The organism is Rhodococcus sp. NPDC058532 (assembly GCF_042719255.1).
Lineage (GTDB): Bacteria > Actinomycetota > Actinomycetes > Mycobacteriales > Mycobacteriaceae > Rhodococcus_G.
In genome coordinates, this window is the sequence record NZ_JBHXNU010000016.1 from 1 (window position 1) to 13984 (window position 13984).

Genomic DNA, 13984 nt, shown 5'->3' on the forward strand with positions numbered 1-13984 from the left:
CTACGCGATGGCCCGTCCTTGCTACGGGACCGACACGCGGCCGATCCTGCAGGTCAGGGTCTCACCCGATTCCCACCACCCCAGGGGACTCTCCCGAAAACTTCGGAAAAACTTGACAGGCTGTTGTGTTTTCCCAACACTTCAGTGCATGAGTCCGGTGCGTCGCGGGGAAGCCCGACCGATCTTCAACCGCATTGCGGTGCTGCGCGCCGAGCGCTCACTCAGCCGCGCCCAGCTCGCGACGCTGATCGAGGTCAACCCCCAGACCGTGGGAGCCCTCGAACGCGTGGACCACTACCCGAGCCTCGACCTGGCACTGCGCATCTGCGAGGTGTTCGCGCTGCCGATCGAGGCGGTGTTCTCCCGGACCGAATTCACCCCGCTGTCGGCCGAGTACTACCGGCGCGACACGACGGAAGGAGAAGGCCGTGGCGCCTGAGGCGACCCTGATCGAGCGGTATCAGGCGTACCGGACGAGACGCTTCCTCGCGAACTCGGAGAAGTGGCAGACGATGCTGCCGAACTGGCGGACCCGGCACCGACGACGACTCCTCGTGCTCGCCCTCTGCGCCGCCTTCGCGATCATGTACCTGGTGGGCGTGCTGTGCCACTTCTTCACCATGGCCCCGCTGCTCTGGATCCCGGCCTGCCTGCTGTTCTTCCCGATCTGGACCTCGATCGCGATCGTCGCTGGCCAACTCGGTGACGCGCCTGCCGGTGCGCTCGACGAGTGGGAGGCGCAGCAGCGCAACGCTGCCCGGTCCATCGGACTGAGTGTCACCCAGTGGTTCATGGCGATTCCGCTCACCTACCTGATCGTGGGAAGCGTGATCACCGGCGGCGACCACACCACGATGGCCTACACCGGGGGCTTGCTCACCCTCACCAGCCTGCTCATTGGGGGCTGCTCACCGACCATGATCCTCGCCTGGACGCGGCCCGACCCGGACTCCGACAGCGAACTCGACCGCACACCCGACGACCGCACACCACACGACCGCCAGGAGACACCGTGAGCGGAAACACCCTTGCCATCGAACACGTCTCGAAACGCTACGGGGACGTGACCGCCCTCGACGACCTGAGCTTCGAGGTCAATCCCGGTGAGATTTTCGGGTTCGTCGGCTCCAACGGGGCAGGCAAGACCACCACGATGCGGATCATCCTCGGGGTGCTGACCGCGGATGGGGGAAGCGTCAGCCTCGGTGGCCGCCCGGTGGACCTCGACGTGCGGCGCACCATCGGCTACATGCCCGAGGAGCGGGGACTGTATCCGAAGATGAAGGTCGGCGAGCAGCTGACCTATCTCGCCGAGCTGCACGGCCTGTCCCGCAGCGGTGCCCGTGCCGCGGTCGCCCGCTGGACCGAACGCCTCGGCATCGACCATCGGCTCGGCGACACCGTCGACTCCCTCAGCCTCGGCAACCAGCAGCGCGTGCAGCTGGCCGCCGCCCTGGTCCACGACCCGGCGGTGCTGGTCCTCGACGAGCCCTTCTCCGGGCTCGACCCGGTCGCCGTCGACGTGATGAGCGAAACCCTGGTCGAGAAGGCGAACACCGGTGTCCCGGTTATCTTCTCGAGCCATCAGCTGGACCTGGTGCAGCGCCTCTGCCACCGGGTCGGCATCATCGCCTCCGGCCGGATGCGCGCCCTCGGCACGGTGGACGAGCTGCGCGGCGGGGCAGGCACCCAGCTGCTGGTGCACGCCCCGGCAGCACCCGACGGGTGGAGCGACCATCTCGCCGGGGTCCGCACGCTCGACCGCACCGACGGGCGCACGGTGCTGGCACTCGATCCCGGGGTCGACGACCAGGACGTGCTTGCCGCCGCACTGAACACCGGTCCGGTGCACGAATTCTCCCGGCATCGACCGTCCCTGACCGAACTGTTCCGAGAGGTGGTCGCCGGATGAGCGCCCCGACGCAGGTTCCCCAACACCCGTCGCTGGGCAATGCGCGGGCCGTCACCCTGGTCGCCCGGCGCGAATTTCACACCCAGGTGCGCAAGAAGAGCTTCCTGATCAGCAACCTGGTCATCCTGCTCGCCATCGTCGGCGGCATCGTCGGAGTGTCGATCTTCTCCGGAGACGACGAACCCGACCGGGCCACCATCGGTCTCGTCGGAGCGCCGTCACTCGGCGCCCTGCTCGAGGCCACCGGCGATCAGGCCGGGACCGCGGTCGAGGTCACCTCGATCCCCGATGAACGGACCGCGCGGGACCGGGTCACGGCAGGCGACCTGGACGTCGCGCTGATCGCGGCCGCCGACGGATCCGCCGTCGCGGTCACCGAATCCGAGCTCGACACCGGACTGCGGACCGTCCTCGACGTCGCCGTCGCCGGGCAGGCGCAGCAACGCGCCCTCGAGGAGCAGGGTGTCGACCTGGCGCGGCTCGGCGACGCCACCGCCGCCGCGGTCGTCACCGTCGACCCAATCGATCCCCCCGACCCGGAGAAGGGGCAGCGCGTCGTGCTGTCCGTCACCGCCATCGCCCTGCTGTACATGCAGATCCTCGGTTTCGGTATGTACGTCGCGATGGGGGTGGTCGAGGAGAAGTCCAGCCGCGTCGTCGAACTGTTGCTCTCGACGCTGCGCCCGCTGCAGCTGTTGTGGGGCAAGATCATCGGGATCGGTGCCGTCGGCCTGGTGCAGCTGACCGCCTACGGCATCGCCGGTGTGACGGCGGGACTGGCGACCGGACTGATCACCGTCACCGGTACCGCGCTGGCCGTATTCGCGTCCACGCTCGGCTGGTTCGTTCTCGGGTTCGCATTCTTCGCGGTGCTCTACGCGGCGGCCGGGTCGATGGTCTCCCGGCAGGAGGACGTCAACTCGACGGCGATGCCGCTGATGCTGCTGATCATGGCGATGTTCTTCGCCGCGTTCTCCGCGGTCGGCAACCCCGACGGCACACTGAGCACCGTGCTGAGCTGGATCCCCCCGTTCTCCGCGATCCTGATGCCGCTGCGGATCGCGGCGGGGGTCGCGAGCCCCGGCCAGGTGATCGGAACCATCGTCATCATGCTGGCCGCGACCGGCGCCGCATCGTTCATCGCCGCGAAGATCTATCAGCGCTCGATCCTGCGGGTCGGCAAGACGGTCTCCTGGCGGGAAGCGTTCGGACGGTAGACCCCGGCGAAGTAGGCTCCGGACATGCCCGCGCGACTGTCCGCACCCGACGTGCTCGACCTGGTGCTCGACGCCGACAGCTACCGATCCTGGGACACCGCACCGGTCGAGGTGGCCGCCGACGCGGGCTACCGCGCCGACCTGGCCGCCGCCCGGGCGAAGACGGGACTCGACGAGTCGGTGCTCACCGGTGAGGGCACGGTCCGCGGACGCCGGGTCGCGGTGATCGCCTGCGAGTTCGGGTTCCTCGCCGGGTCGATCGGTGTCGCCGCCGCCGAACGCATCGTCACCGCGGTCGAACGCGCCACGGCCGAGGGGTTGCCGCTGCTGGCCTCCCCGACCTCGGGCGGGACCCGGATGCAGGAGGGCACGCTCGCGTTCGTGCAGATGGTGAAGATTGCCGCCGCGATCACGGTGCACAAGACCGCGGGACTGCCGTACCTGGTGTATCTACGCAACCCGACCACCGGCGGGGTATTCGCGTCGTGGGGGTCGCTCGGGCACGTCACCGTCGCCGAACCGGGCGCCCTGGTCGGGTTCCTCGGCCCCCGCGTCTATCGGGCCCTGTACGGGGAGGAGTTCCCGGCGGGGGTGCAGACCGCGGAGAATCTGTACGCGAACGGCGTCATCGACGGTGTGGTCGCGCCAAAATGGTTGCGGCACCTCGTGCATCGCGCGCTGCGGGTGATGACCGGGGAGACGGATCCCTTCGTCGACGAGCGGCCAGCCCGCGCCGAGCTCCCCGACGTTCCCGCCTGGCAGTCGGTGATGCTGTCGCGGCGGGCGGACCGACCCGGCATCCGGCAGCTGCTCCGGTACGCGGCGACCGAACAGGTGCCGCTGTCCGGGACCGGGCAGGGCGAGACCGACACGACGGTGCTGGTGTCCCTGGCCAGATTCCGGGGGCAGCCGTGCGTGCTGTTCGGGCAGGACCGCAGCGGCCAGTCCCCCGAGACCACGATGGGCCCCGGCGCGCTGCGCGAGGCGCGTCGGGCGATGAAACTGGCCGGGGAGCTGGGCATCCCGCTGGTGTCGGTGATCGACACCCTCGGTGCGTCCCTGTCCAGGGAGGCGGAGGAACGGGGGTTGGCACCCGAGATCGCGCGCTGCCTCGCCGATCTCGTCACCCTGGACACCCCGACGGTGTCGGTGCTGCTCGGCCAGGGCACCGGGGGAGGCGCGCTCGCCCTGCTGCCCGCCGATCGGGTGCTCGCCGCACAGCACGGATGGCTCGCGCCGCTCCCCCCGGAAGGGGCGAGCGCGATCGTGCACCGCGACACCAGTCACGCCCCGAGAATGGCCGAGGCGCAGGGCATCCGGTCCCGAGACCTGCTCCGGGACGGCGTGATCGACGCGGTGATCCCGGAACTCCCGGACGCAGCGGACGAGCCGATCGGATTCTCGAAGCGCGTCGGGGAGGCGATCGCCCGCGAACTCGCCACCCTCACCGCGCTTCCCGCGGAGCACCGCTACGCGACGCGCATCGCCCGCTACCGCACCCTCGGCCTGCCGCCCGCCTGACAGCGGCGGATCCCCCCACGACCCGGGAGGAATCCACCGCTCTCGCGACTACGAGCCGCCGGCGGCGACGGCGGGTACGACCACCGCCGCGATCACGGCGGCGTTGACGACATCGACGGACTGGCGGACGGCCGCGGCGGCCCAATTGCCGTGCGCGATCTCCTTGGCGCGCGCCCGGACCGCCTTCTTCTTGACGTCGGGCAGCACCCGCGGGACGGCGTCGGCGGCGGACAGCAACGCGATCAACGCCGCGGTGCGCGGATCGGGCTCGCCACCGTCGACCAGGGCGGCCCGGAGCCTGCCGCGCACCACCCGCTCGTGGGTCGCGTCGACCGACGGCCACGTCTTGGTCGGGAAGATGCCGAGCAGCTTGCCCGTCGACTCGCTGACCCATCCGCGCTCGACGATCCGCCCCAGCACCGCCTCCCGCAGGTTCGTGCCGAGCTTCTCGATCGCCGCCTCCGGCTTCATCGGCTTCGACCCGCGCAGCTGCGCGACCGCGTGCGCGAGAATCGGATCCAGCGGGGCCGTCCGATTCCGCAGCACCAGCCGCCCCTTCTTCACCGCGCCGGTGCCGTCGGCGGGCTCCACCACCCCGTCGAGCGTCAGCTCGAGCAGCACCGCCCCGGCCAGTGCGCGGGGCAGCACCATCCCGTCCACCACCGGCTTGCCGGTGTCGTCGTCGAGCAGGAGCAGCAGCAGGTCCTCGGCGAGCAGTGTCATGGCTCCCACCGTAACGTCCGCGGGGGCACCGCGGACGCACGCTAGATTCGGCGACATGGCGAGGGTGCGCACCACAATTCGGGCAGTAGGGCTGGTGATCGCCGCGACCGCGATTGCGGCCTGCGGATCACGCGACTATCCCGGGGCCGACCTCGACGCGCTGCCCGCGGCCGCGGTCGGCGCGGTGTCGGTCACCCCCGCTGGCCTGGAAACCACCGACCTCCTGAACCAGAACCGGTCCCTGACCTTCCTGTTCGACGCGGACGGGGACGTCGTCGGACGCCTCGAAGGCAACGATGTCTATGCGACACAGGCGGTGGCGTCCGCGGGGCGGTTGACAATGGTCTCGGCCGATGCGGTGACGACCCTGACCCCCGCTGGCCGCGCCGAAGTCGGAATCGACGAGCACATGGTGACCGCGGCGGCGAACGATCCGGCGAACGGTGCGGCCACGATCTGGTTCAACAGCGGCGGGGAAAGCACCTACGTCGCGATCGACACCGACGGCACGGCCACGACCGGTGCGGTGCCCGGCGTCGTCGAGGTCGCCGCGCAATGCGGCGACCGCGCGGTCGCACTGACCCAGGGCCGCGAGCTCGCAGACGCCGACGGACGGTGGCTGTTCCGGCTGGTCGAGTTGCCGGCGGGCGGCGAGCCGGTCGAGCGCGGACGCTGGCGACTCGACCCCGACTTCTCCGCGGCGTCGGCGTCGGCGGTCTGCACCGCGGACGGTTCGGCGCTGCTCTCGCTGCACCGGCCGCCTCCCCCGCCCGACGGCGGGGAGCGCGGGCTGGTGCTGGTCCGAACCCGACTGGCCGACGGGGAACGCACCGCCGAGCCGGTCGAGCTGGCAGGGCAGTCACCCGCGACGAGCCGCGGCTCCCTGACCGTCGTCGGGGACCGCCTGTACTGGCTCACCCAGAGCGGGACGGTGCTATCGATGCCGCTCGGCGGGCCTGCGCAGGCACGGTCGGAGTGGACGATTCCCGGCGCGGACGTGAACATTGCATCGGTGTCCGGCACCACGGTCAGCGCACTCGACCTGCATGCGGCTCCGACCTTCGCGCAGTACGACCTCGTCACGGGCGAGCGGATCACCGACCCCGTCACGCTGCCGTGGCTGACCGAGATCGTCGACTCGGAAGCCGAGAGCGGCAACACCGCCTACGTCGTCTCCGATCTCGACGGCCTCCTCCCACGCAGCGACGACTGACCATTCACCGACCGTTCGCGACCACCCGACGACTCCTTCGTGCTTTCGCGCGTGACCGGCCGGTTCGGGCGTCGTGGTCCCCTAGGGTGTAGTGCGCAGCACCCGCGATCGAGAGGACACAAGTCGATGAGTGCAGTCGAGCAGGCCGGGGCCTACGCCGCCGCGTTCGCGGAGAGCGTCGAGAATCCGGAGCGCTTCTGGCTGAAGGCCGCCGAGGCGATCGACTGGGTCAGCGCCCCGACGAAGACCCTCGACGACTCCGCGGCGCCGATGTACCGCTGGTACCCGGACGCGACCCTCAACACCTGCTTCAACGCCCTCGACCGGCACGTCGCCGCGGGGCGCGGCGAGCAGGCCGCACTGATCTACGACTCGGCGATGATCGGCACCACCCGCACCTACAGCTATGCCGACCTGCTCGACGAGGTGTCCCGGTTCGCCGGTGTCCTCGCCGCCAGGGGCATCACCGCGGGCGATCGCGTCGTCATCTACATGCCGATGATCCCGGAGGCGGCGATCGCGATGCTCGCCTGCGCCCGGATCGGCGCCGTGCACTCGGTGGTGTTCGGCGGGTTCGCCGCCGCCGAGCTCGCCGCCCGCATCGACGACGCCGAGCCGACGGCACTGATCACCGCGTCCGGCGGCCTCGAGCCGGGCCGCACCATCGAGTACCTGCCGATGGTGGCGCGGGCCCTCGGCCTGACCGACAACGCCCCGGCGACGGTCATCGTCAAGGACCGCGAGCAGATCCCCGGCGCGGCCGCCGACCACGGCTGGCTGGACTGGGACACCGAGATCGCGGACGCCGAACCCGCTGGCTGTGTGCCGGTGGCCGCGACCGATCCGCTGTACATCCTGTACACCTCCGGCACCACCGGGAAGCCGAAGGGCGTGGTCCGGGACAACGGCGGGCACGCGGTCGCGCTGGCCTGGTCGATGCGCAACCTGTACGACATCGGCGCGGGCCAGACGATGTGGACGGCCTCCGATGTGGGCTGGGTCGTCGGGCACTCCTACATCGTGTACGCGCCGCTGCTGGTCGGCGCGACCACGATCGTCTACGAGGGCAAGCCGGTCGGCACCCCCGACGCGGGCGCCTTCTGGCGGGTCGTCGAGCAGCATCGGGTGCGGGCCCTGTTCACCGCGCCGACCGCGATCCGGGCGATCCGCAAGGAGGACCCGGACGCCGCCGAGCTCGCCAAGTACGACGTCTCCAGCCTGGTGACGCTGTTCGCGGCCGGGGAGCGGCTCGACCCCGACACCTACGAGTGGGCGACCGCGAAGCTCGGCATGCCGGTGATCGACCACTGGTGGCAGACCGAGACCGGCTGGGCGATCTGCGCGAACCTGCGCGGGCTCGAGCCGATGCCGATCAAGGCGGGCTCCCCGACGGTGTCGGTGCCCGGCTACCGGGTGCAGATCGTCGACGGCGAGGGCACCGAGGTCGAGCCGGGGACCGAGGGCAACATCGTGATCGGGCTGCCGCTGCCCCCCGGCACCCTGGCCGGGCTGTGGCGCGACGAGGAGCGCTACGTCAAGTCGTACCTGTCGACGTTCGCGGGGTACTACCTGACCGGCGACTCCGGCTACATCGACGCCGACGGCTACGTCTTCGTCCTCGGCCGCTCCGACGACGTGATCAACGTCGCCGGGCACCGCCTCTCCACCGGCGCGATGGAAGCCGTTGTTGCGCAGCACGCGGCGGTCGCGGAGTGCGCGGTCGTCGGGATCAAGGACGACCTCAAGGGTCAGCGGCCCAGCGGCTACGTGGTGCTCAAGGCGGGCGCCGACATCGACCACGAGGTGCTGCGCAAGGACCTCGTCGCGATGGTCCGCGACCAGATCGGCGCGGTCGCCACGTTCCGCGACGTGACGGTCGTGCAGGCGCTGCCGAAGACGCGCTCCGGCAAGATCCTCCGCAAGACCATGCGGCAGATCGCCGACCACGAGGACTACACCATGCCGTCGACGATCGAGGACCCCGCCGTCCTCGACGCCCTCGCGCGGCTGCTCGGTCCCGGTCAGTGACGACCGGCACAGCCAGCCCGCCGCCTGCAGGCACAATGGCGGGGTGACCGAGACCTCATCCGCAACCGTCCTGGTGGTCGACGACGACGAGGACGTGCTCGCCTCGCTGCGTCGGGGACTTCGGCTGTCCGGGTTCACCATCCTCACCGCCACCGACGGGGCGAAGGCCCTCGCCGTTGTCGCGGATCGTTCGCCGGACGCGGTGGTGCTGGACATGAACATGCCGGTCCTCGACGGCGCCAGCGTCGTGACGGCGCTGCGGGCGATGGGCAACGACATCCCGATCTGTGTGCTCAGCGCGCGCGCCTCGGTGGACGATCGGGTGGCCGGACTTGAGGCCGGTGCCGACGACTACCTCGTCAAGCCGTTCGTCCTCGCGGAACTGGTCGCCCGGATCAACGCGATGCTGCGTCGGCGCGCCGCCCCGGTCGCCCCCGCGGAATCGCCCGGCAGCGTCCCCGGCACCCTCACCGTCGGGCAGCTGGTGATGGACCTGCCCGGGCGTCGGGCCGTGCTCGGCGGCCACGAGATTGACCTCACCAAAAGGGAATTCGAGCTGCTCGCGGTGCTGGTCCGCAATCACGGCGTCGTGCTGACCCGGGAGCGGCTGCTGGAGCTGGTGTGGGGCTACGACTTCGTCGCCGACACCAATGTCGTCGACGTGTTCGTCGGGTACCTGCGCCGCAAGCTCGAGGCGCACGGGCATCCGCGGATCCTGCAGACGGTCCGCGGTGTCGGCTTCGTCCTCCGCGACCCGGCCTGATCCGCGATGCCCCGCCGCCGCTCGTATTCCCTGCGCGCCCGCGTCGCCGCTGCCGCCGCGCTCGGCGCCACCGTCATCGTCGCGTTGCTTGGCATCTTCACCTCGTTCGCGATCTCGCGGAACAACATCGCGCAGTTGGACCGCAGGCTGGATACCGCGTCGAGCGTGCTGGTCCCCAATGTCGCGACCGCGGCGGCGGTGCTGTCGTCGTTCGGTGACGGCGGCGCCTTCGCCGTCACCATCCGGTCCACCGGAACGGGGGACGTGATCGCCAGCACCCCCACCCGGATGCCCGCACTCGATGAGGGCGCCGCGACGGTCCGGGTGGACGGCACCGACTACCGCGTCGACACCACCCCGATCCCGCACTCGCCGATGCTGATGTCGCTCGCCGTCCCCGCATCCGAGGCCCGGGACGTGACGACCGATCAACGGAAGTGGGTGCTGATCGCCGGGGTGTTCGCGATCGCGGCCGCGACCGGGCTCGGCTGGGTGTTCGGCGGACGGGCGGTCCGCCCGATCGTGAAGTTGACCAACCAGATCGCCAGGGACGCACCGCAACCCGCGAAGGTGTCGGGTGTCCGGGAGGCCGAGGAACTGGCGATGGCGATCGAGAAGATGCTCGGCCGGATCGCCGAAGCGCAGCACCGGACGGAGGCGGCACTCGAGACGGCCCGCGACTTCGCCGCCGCATCCGCGCACGAGCTGCGGACCCCGCTGACCGCGATGCGCACCGACATCGAGGTGCTGACCACCCTGGAGCTCGACGAGTCGCAGCGGCGGGAGATCCTCGGCGACCTGGAGCGGACCCAGGGCAGGGTGGAGTCCACCCTGTCCGCACTCGAGCGGCTCGCCTCCGGTGAACTGTCCAGCGACCGCGACCACGTTCCCACCGACCTCGTCGAGCTGTGCGATGCCGCCGCTCACGACGCCGAACGGCAGCACCCGAACGTGACGGTCCGGGTCGAGGCGGGCCCGTCGCTGGTGATCCCCGGTCTGCCTGCCGGCATGCGGTTGGCCATCGACAACGCGATCGCGAACGCGGTGCGGCACGGCGGGGCCACCGACGTGGTGCTCGCGGTGCACCGGGACGGCGACGGCACCGTCCGGTTGACCGTCGACGACAACGGCCGCGGCCTCCCCGAGGCGGAACGCGAGGTCGTCTTCGAGCGGTTCCGGCGCGGCGCCGCCGCCACCGCGAGCGGCTCGGGGCTCGGCCTGGCGCTGGTGGAGCAGCAGGCCCAATTGCACGGTGGCCGAGCCTGGTTCGAGGACGGCGCGCTCGGCGGGGCCCGGCTGGTGTTCGAGTTCCCGGCCCGCCCCTGACTCCCACCCCCACTCCCCCGCCCGACAAGCATTGAATGGGGGTTCATGCGTCATCCGCAAGCCCGAACTCGCACATGAACCCCCATTCAACGGACACGGGTGGACGGGGCCGGAGACGACGGGGGCCCCGCGTCGCGTTCGCGACTCGGGGCCCCCGTGCGGGTGGATCTAGTTGGTGCCGAGCAGGTCGATGATGAAGACCAGCGTCTTGCCCGACAGCTGATGGCCGGACCCGGCGGGACCGTAGGCCAGCTCCGGCGGCACGGTCAGCTTGCGGCGGCCGCCGACCTTCATGCCGGGGATGCCCTCCTGCCAGCCCGGGATCAGGCGCCCGAGCGGGAACTTCACCGAGTCGCCCCGCTGGAAGGAGGAGTCGAACACGGCGTTCGTGTCGTACTCGACGCCGTGGTAGTGCACGTCGACGACGCCGCCACGCTGCGCCTCGGGCCCGTCACCGACGGTGATGTCCTCGACGACCAGCTCGGTCGGCGCCGGGCCGGACGCGGGCTCCACCTCGGGGACCGGCGGCGGGACGACGACACCGAGCAGGTCGATCACGAAGATCAGCGTCCGACCGGACAGCTGATGACCGGACCCGGCCGGGCCGTACGCCAGCTCCGGCGGGATGACCAGCTTGCGGCGGCCACCGACCTTCATGCCGGGGATGCCCTCCTGCCAGCCGGCGATCAGGCCGGCGAGCGGGAACGTGATCGACTCGCCGCGCAGGAACGAGGAGTCGAAGACCTCGCCGCTGTCGAGTTCGACACCGTGGTAGTTGACCTCGACCTTCGCGCCGGGCGTCGCCTCGGCGCCGTCGCCGACGGTGATGTCCTCGATGACCAGCTCGGTCGGTGCCGGGCCGTCCCAGGGCTCAATTTCGGGTGCATTGCTCATGGTCAGCGGTTCCCCAGCTCGACGTAGTTGCGTTCGGTGTAGCCCGTGTAGATCTGCCGCGGACGGCCGATCTTGGTGGCCGGATCCTCGTGCATTTCCCGCCAGTGCGCGATCCAGCCGGGCAGCCGGCCCATCGCGAACAGGACGGTGAACATGCGCGTCGGGAAGCCCATCGCGCGGTAGATCAGACCGGTGTAAAAGTCCACGTTCGGGTACAGCTTGCGCTCGATGAAGTACTCGTCGGTGAGCGCGGCCTCCTCGAGGGCCTTCGCGATGTCGAGCAGTTCGTCGTCGCCGCCGAGCTTGGCGAGGATGGTGTCCGCCGACTTCTTGGCGATCGCCGCGCGCGGGTCGTAGTTCCGGTAGACGCGGTGCCCGAAGCCCATCAGCTTCACGCCGTCTTCCTTGTTCTTGACCTTGCGGACGAACTCCTTGACGTCGCCGCCGCCCGCCTTGATCTCGTCGAGCATCTCGAGGACGGCCTGGTTTGCGCCGCCGTGCAGCGGGCCCCACAGCGCGTTGATGCCCGCGGACACCGAGGTGAACAGGTTGGCGTCCGACGAGCCGACCATCCGCACCGTCGACGTCGAGCAGTTCTGCTCGTGGTCGGCATGCAGGATCAGCAGCATGTCGAGCGCCTTGGCGACCTCCGGGTCCACCGCGTACGGCTCGGCGGGGAAGCCGAACGTCATCCGCAGGAAGTTCTCCACCAGCGACAGCGAGTTGTCCGGGTACAGGAACGGCTGCCCGACGGACTTCTTGTACGCGTAGGCGGCGATCGTCGGCAGCTTCGCCAGCAGCCGGGTGGTGGACAGTTCCACCTGCTCCGGATCGTCGGGGTCGAGGGAATCCTGGTAGTACGCGGACAGCGCGTTCACCGCGGACGACAGCACCGGCATCGGGTGCGCGTTGCGGGGGAAGCCGTCGAAGAACCGCTTGAGATCCTCGTGCAACAGGGTGTGCCGCTGGATGCGGGTGGTGAAGGCAGCCAGTTCGTCGGCGGTCGGCAGCTCACCGTAGATCAGCAGGTAGCTGACCTCGAGGAAGGTCGACCCCTCCGCGAGCTGCTCGATCGGGTACCCGCGGTAGCGCAGGATCCCCTGGTCACCGTCGATGTACGTGATCGCCGACTTGGTGGAGGCGGTGTTGACGAATCCCGGATCGAGGGTGGTGTACCCCGTCGCGGAAAGAAGCTTGCCCAGCTCGATGCCGTCGTTGCCTTCGGTTGCTTTGGCAATGGACATCGAGTGTGCGCCACCCGGGTAGCTGAGTGTGGGCGTGGTGTCATCGACAGCGGGCACGGAGGATCCCTCTCAAACTCGAGGCTATGCGAGTTGCAATAGTCAGTCGTCTAGAGAACCTAGTCGCAGTTGCCCGCAGCCGCCCAGGGTGGGTCACGGTTTCGCGCGACCCGCACCGTAACGAAATGTCCTGACCAGGCGATTGACTAGATCGCGCCGATGCCCCAGCTGCCCGACCAGCTCTGGCCGGGCACCAGCACCACCTCGTCGATCCCGGAGTTGAACGCGTCCGGTGGGCAGGTCATCGGTTCGACGGCGAGCGCCCGGCCCCGACCCGGATAGCCGTGCCCCTGCGCCGGGTCCGCGGTGAACACCTGAACCCACCCGAACTTGTTGTCGGTCCACAGCACGACACCGGACCCGTCGGGGGCCAGCAACTCGTGCCGGGCCCGACCGTCCGGGTCGGGCACGATCGAGCTGAACGGCGCGTCGAGGACGACCCCGCGGAGGGGCCGGGCCGCGGTGAAGTCGTAGTCGGTGTCGTACACCGACCGCGACGGCCCGTTCGGCAGCAGCCGCTCCGGGTCCAGCGGCAACCGGGTGCCTGCGGCGAGCCGCAGCGTGCACTCGTCGAGTGGGACGTCACCGACCCGCAGGTAGGCGTGCACTCCCAGCCCGAACGGCGCGGGGGTCGCGCCGACATTGGTCGCGGTGTGGGTGACGGTCAGTCCGTCCGGACCGAGTTCGTGCACGACGGTCAGCTGCAGCGGATACGGCCACCCCTTGTGCAGTCCGATCCGGATGGTCTGCTCGACGCGTCGCTCGGACTGCGCGACGAGCTGCCAGTCGTCGCGGCGGACGAGCCCGTGGATGGCGTTCTCGCGGGCCGGTTCGGTCACGGCCAGCTGATGGTCGACGCCGTCGAAGCGGAACCGGCCGTCGCGGATCCGGTTCGGCCACGGCGCAAGGACCTGGCCCGCGGATAGCGGCGGATCCGGGGTGGTCCACGTCTCGGTCAACGCCCGATCCCGGTGGGTGAGCATCCGCAGCCCGGCGCCCCGCGCGACCACCTCCGCGCGGTGGTCACCGAACCTGATCTCGTACCCGGGCGACTGCATGGGCCCCAGTGTCCATGAAATGCGGGAC

Annotated in this window: 13 protein-coding genes and 1 pseudogene; 9 read left to right on the forward strand and 5 right to left on the reverse strand. The window is 70.2% G+C overall.

Translation table 11 applies throughout. The features are described from left to right. Positions 1–148: 148 nt before the first annotated feature. Genes ACFWQG_RS17885 through ACFWQG_RS17905 form a run of 5 tightly spaced genes read left to right on the forward strand, consistent with a single transcriptional unit; the run spans position 149 to position 4650 of the window. Entirely contained in the window at positions 149–439 is a 291-nt protein-coding gene (locus ACFWQG_RS17885) for a helix-turn-helix transcriptional regulator (protein WP_378508987.1), read from the forward strand. After that, positions 429–1016 (forward strand): hypothetical protein, encoded by a 588-nt coding sequence (locus ACFWQG_RS17890; RefSeq protein WP_378508988.1) that lies wholly within the window; start codon positions 429–431, stop codon positions 1014–1016. Before ACFWQG_RS17885 ends, ACFWQG_RS17890 begins: the two co-directional genes overlap by 11 nt. Next, on the forward strand, positions 1013–1912 hold the full coding sequence (locus ACFWQG_RS17895) for an ABC transporter ATP-binding protein (protein WP_378508989.1): 900 nt from the start codon (positions 1013–1015) through the stop codon (positions 1910–1912). Before ACFWQG_RS17890 ends, ACFWQG_RS17895 begins: the two co-directional genes overlap by 4 nt. Further along, complete coding sequence (locus ACFWQG_RS17900) at positions 1909–3129, forward strand: ABC transporter permease (RefSeq protein ID WP_378508990.1); 1221 nt, start codon at positions 1909–1911, stop codon at positions 3127–3129. The genes ACFWQG_RS17895 and ACFWQG_RS17900 overlap by 4 nt, the downstream gene beginning before the upstream one ends. A 24-nt stretch (positions 3130–3153) precedes the next feature. Next, the gene (locus tag ACFWQG_RS17905; protein ID WP_378508991.1) at positions 3154–4650 is read left to right on the forward strand and encodes a carboxyl transferase domain-containing protein; all 1497 of its coding nucleotides are present in this window, start codon (positions 3154–3156) and stop codon (positions 4648–4650) included. A 48-nt stretch (positions 4651–4698) separates the two neighbouring features. On the opposite strand, the gene ACFWQG_RS17910 is transcribed toward ACFWQG_RS17905, so the two are convergent. Further along, entirely contained in the window at positions 4699–5373 is a 675-nt protein-coding gene (locus ACFWQG_RS17910; protein WP_378508992.1) for a GPP34 family phosphoprotein, read from the reverse strand. Between the two features lie 55 nt (positions 5374–5428). Here ACFWQG_RS17910 and ACFWQG_RS17915 point away from each other — a divergent pair, with 55 nt between their 5' ends. The 4 genes from ACFWQG_RS17915 (at position 5429) to ACFWQG_RS17930 (ending at position 10703) form a co-directional block, all read left to right on the forward strand. Then, positions 5429–6586 carry a hypothetical protein gene (locus ACFWQG_RS17915; protein ID WP_378508993.1) on the forward strand — a complete coding sequence of 386 codons (1158 nt, stop codon included), beginning with the start codon at positions 5429–5431 and terminating at the stop codon, positions 6584–6586. A 126-nt stretch (positions 6587–6712) separates the two neighbouring features. Continuing rightward, positions 6713–8614: a propionyl-CoA synthetase gene (locus tag ACFWQG_RS17920; protein WP_378508994.1), complete on the forward strand. Its 1902-nt coding sequence runs from the start codon at positions 6713–6715 to the stop codon at positions 8612–8614. 43 nt (positions 8615–8657) lie between these two features. After that, entirely contained in the window at positions 8658–9377 is a 720-nt protein-coding gene (locus ACFWQG_RS17925; protein WP_378508995.1) for a response regulator transcription factor, read from the forward strand. Positions 9378–9383: 6 nt separating this feature from the next. After that, positions 9384–10703: a sensor histidine kinase gene (locus ACFWQG_RS17930; RefSeq protein WP_378508996.1), complete on the forward strand. Its 1320-nt coding sequence runs from the start codon at positions 9384–9386 to the stop codon at positions 10701–10703. 168 nt (positions 10704–10871) lie between these two features. On the opposite strand, the gene ACFWQG_RS17935 is transcribed toward ACFWQG_RS17930, so the two are convergent. The 4 genes and pseudogenes from ACFWQG_RS17935 to ACFWQG_RS17950 form a co-directional block, all read right to left on the reverse strand. Continuing rightward, the gene (locus tag ACFWQG_RS17935) at positions 10872–11252 is read right to left on the reverse strand and encodes an FKBP-type peptidyl-prolyl cis-trans isomerase (RefSeq protein WP_378509092.1); all 381 of its coding nucleotides are present in this window, start codon (positions 11250–11252) and stop codon (positions 10872–10874) included. Continuing rightward, positions 11241–11597: pseudogene (locus tag ACFWQG_RS17940) on the reverse strand (FKBP-type peptidyl-prolyl cis-trans isomerase); the annotation flags it as partial. The pseudogene ACFWQG_RS17940 and the gene ACFWQG_RS17935, both read right to left, overlap by 12 nt. Before the next feature lie 2 nt (positions 11598–11599). Beyond that, the gene (locus ACFWQG_RS17945; protein ID WP_378508997.1) at positions 11600–12898 is read right to left on the reverse strand and encodes a citrate synthase; all 1299 of its coding nucleotides are present in this window, start codon (positions 12896–12898) and stop codon (positions 11600–11602) included. A 146-nt stretch (positions 12899–13044) separates the two neighbouring features. Next, positions 13045–13956: an aldose 1-epimerase family protein gene (locus tag ACFWQG_RS17950; protein ID WP_378508998.1), complete on the reverse strand. Its 912-nt coding sequence runs from the start codon at positions 13954–13956 to the stop codon at positions 13045–13047. Positions 13957–13984: the final 28 nt, after the last annotated feature.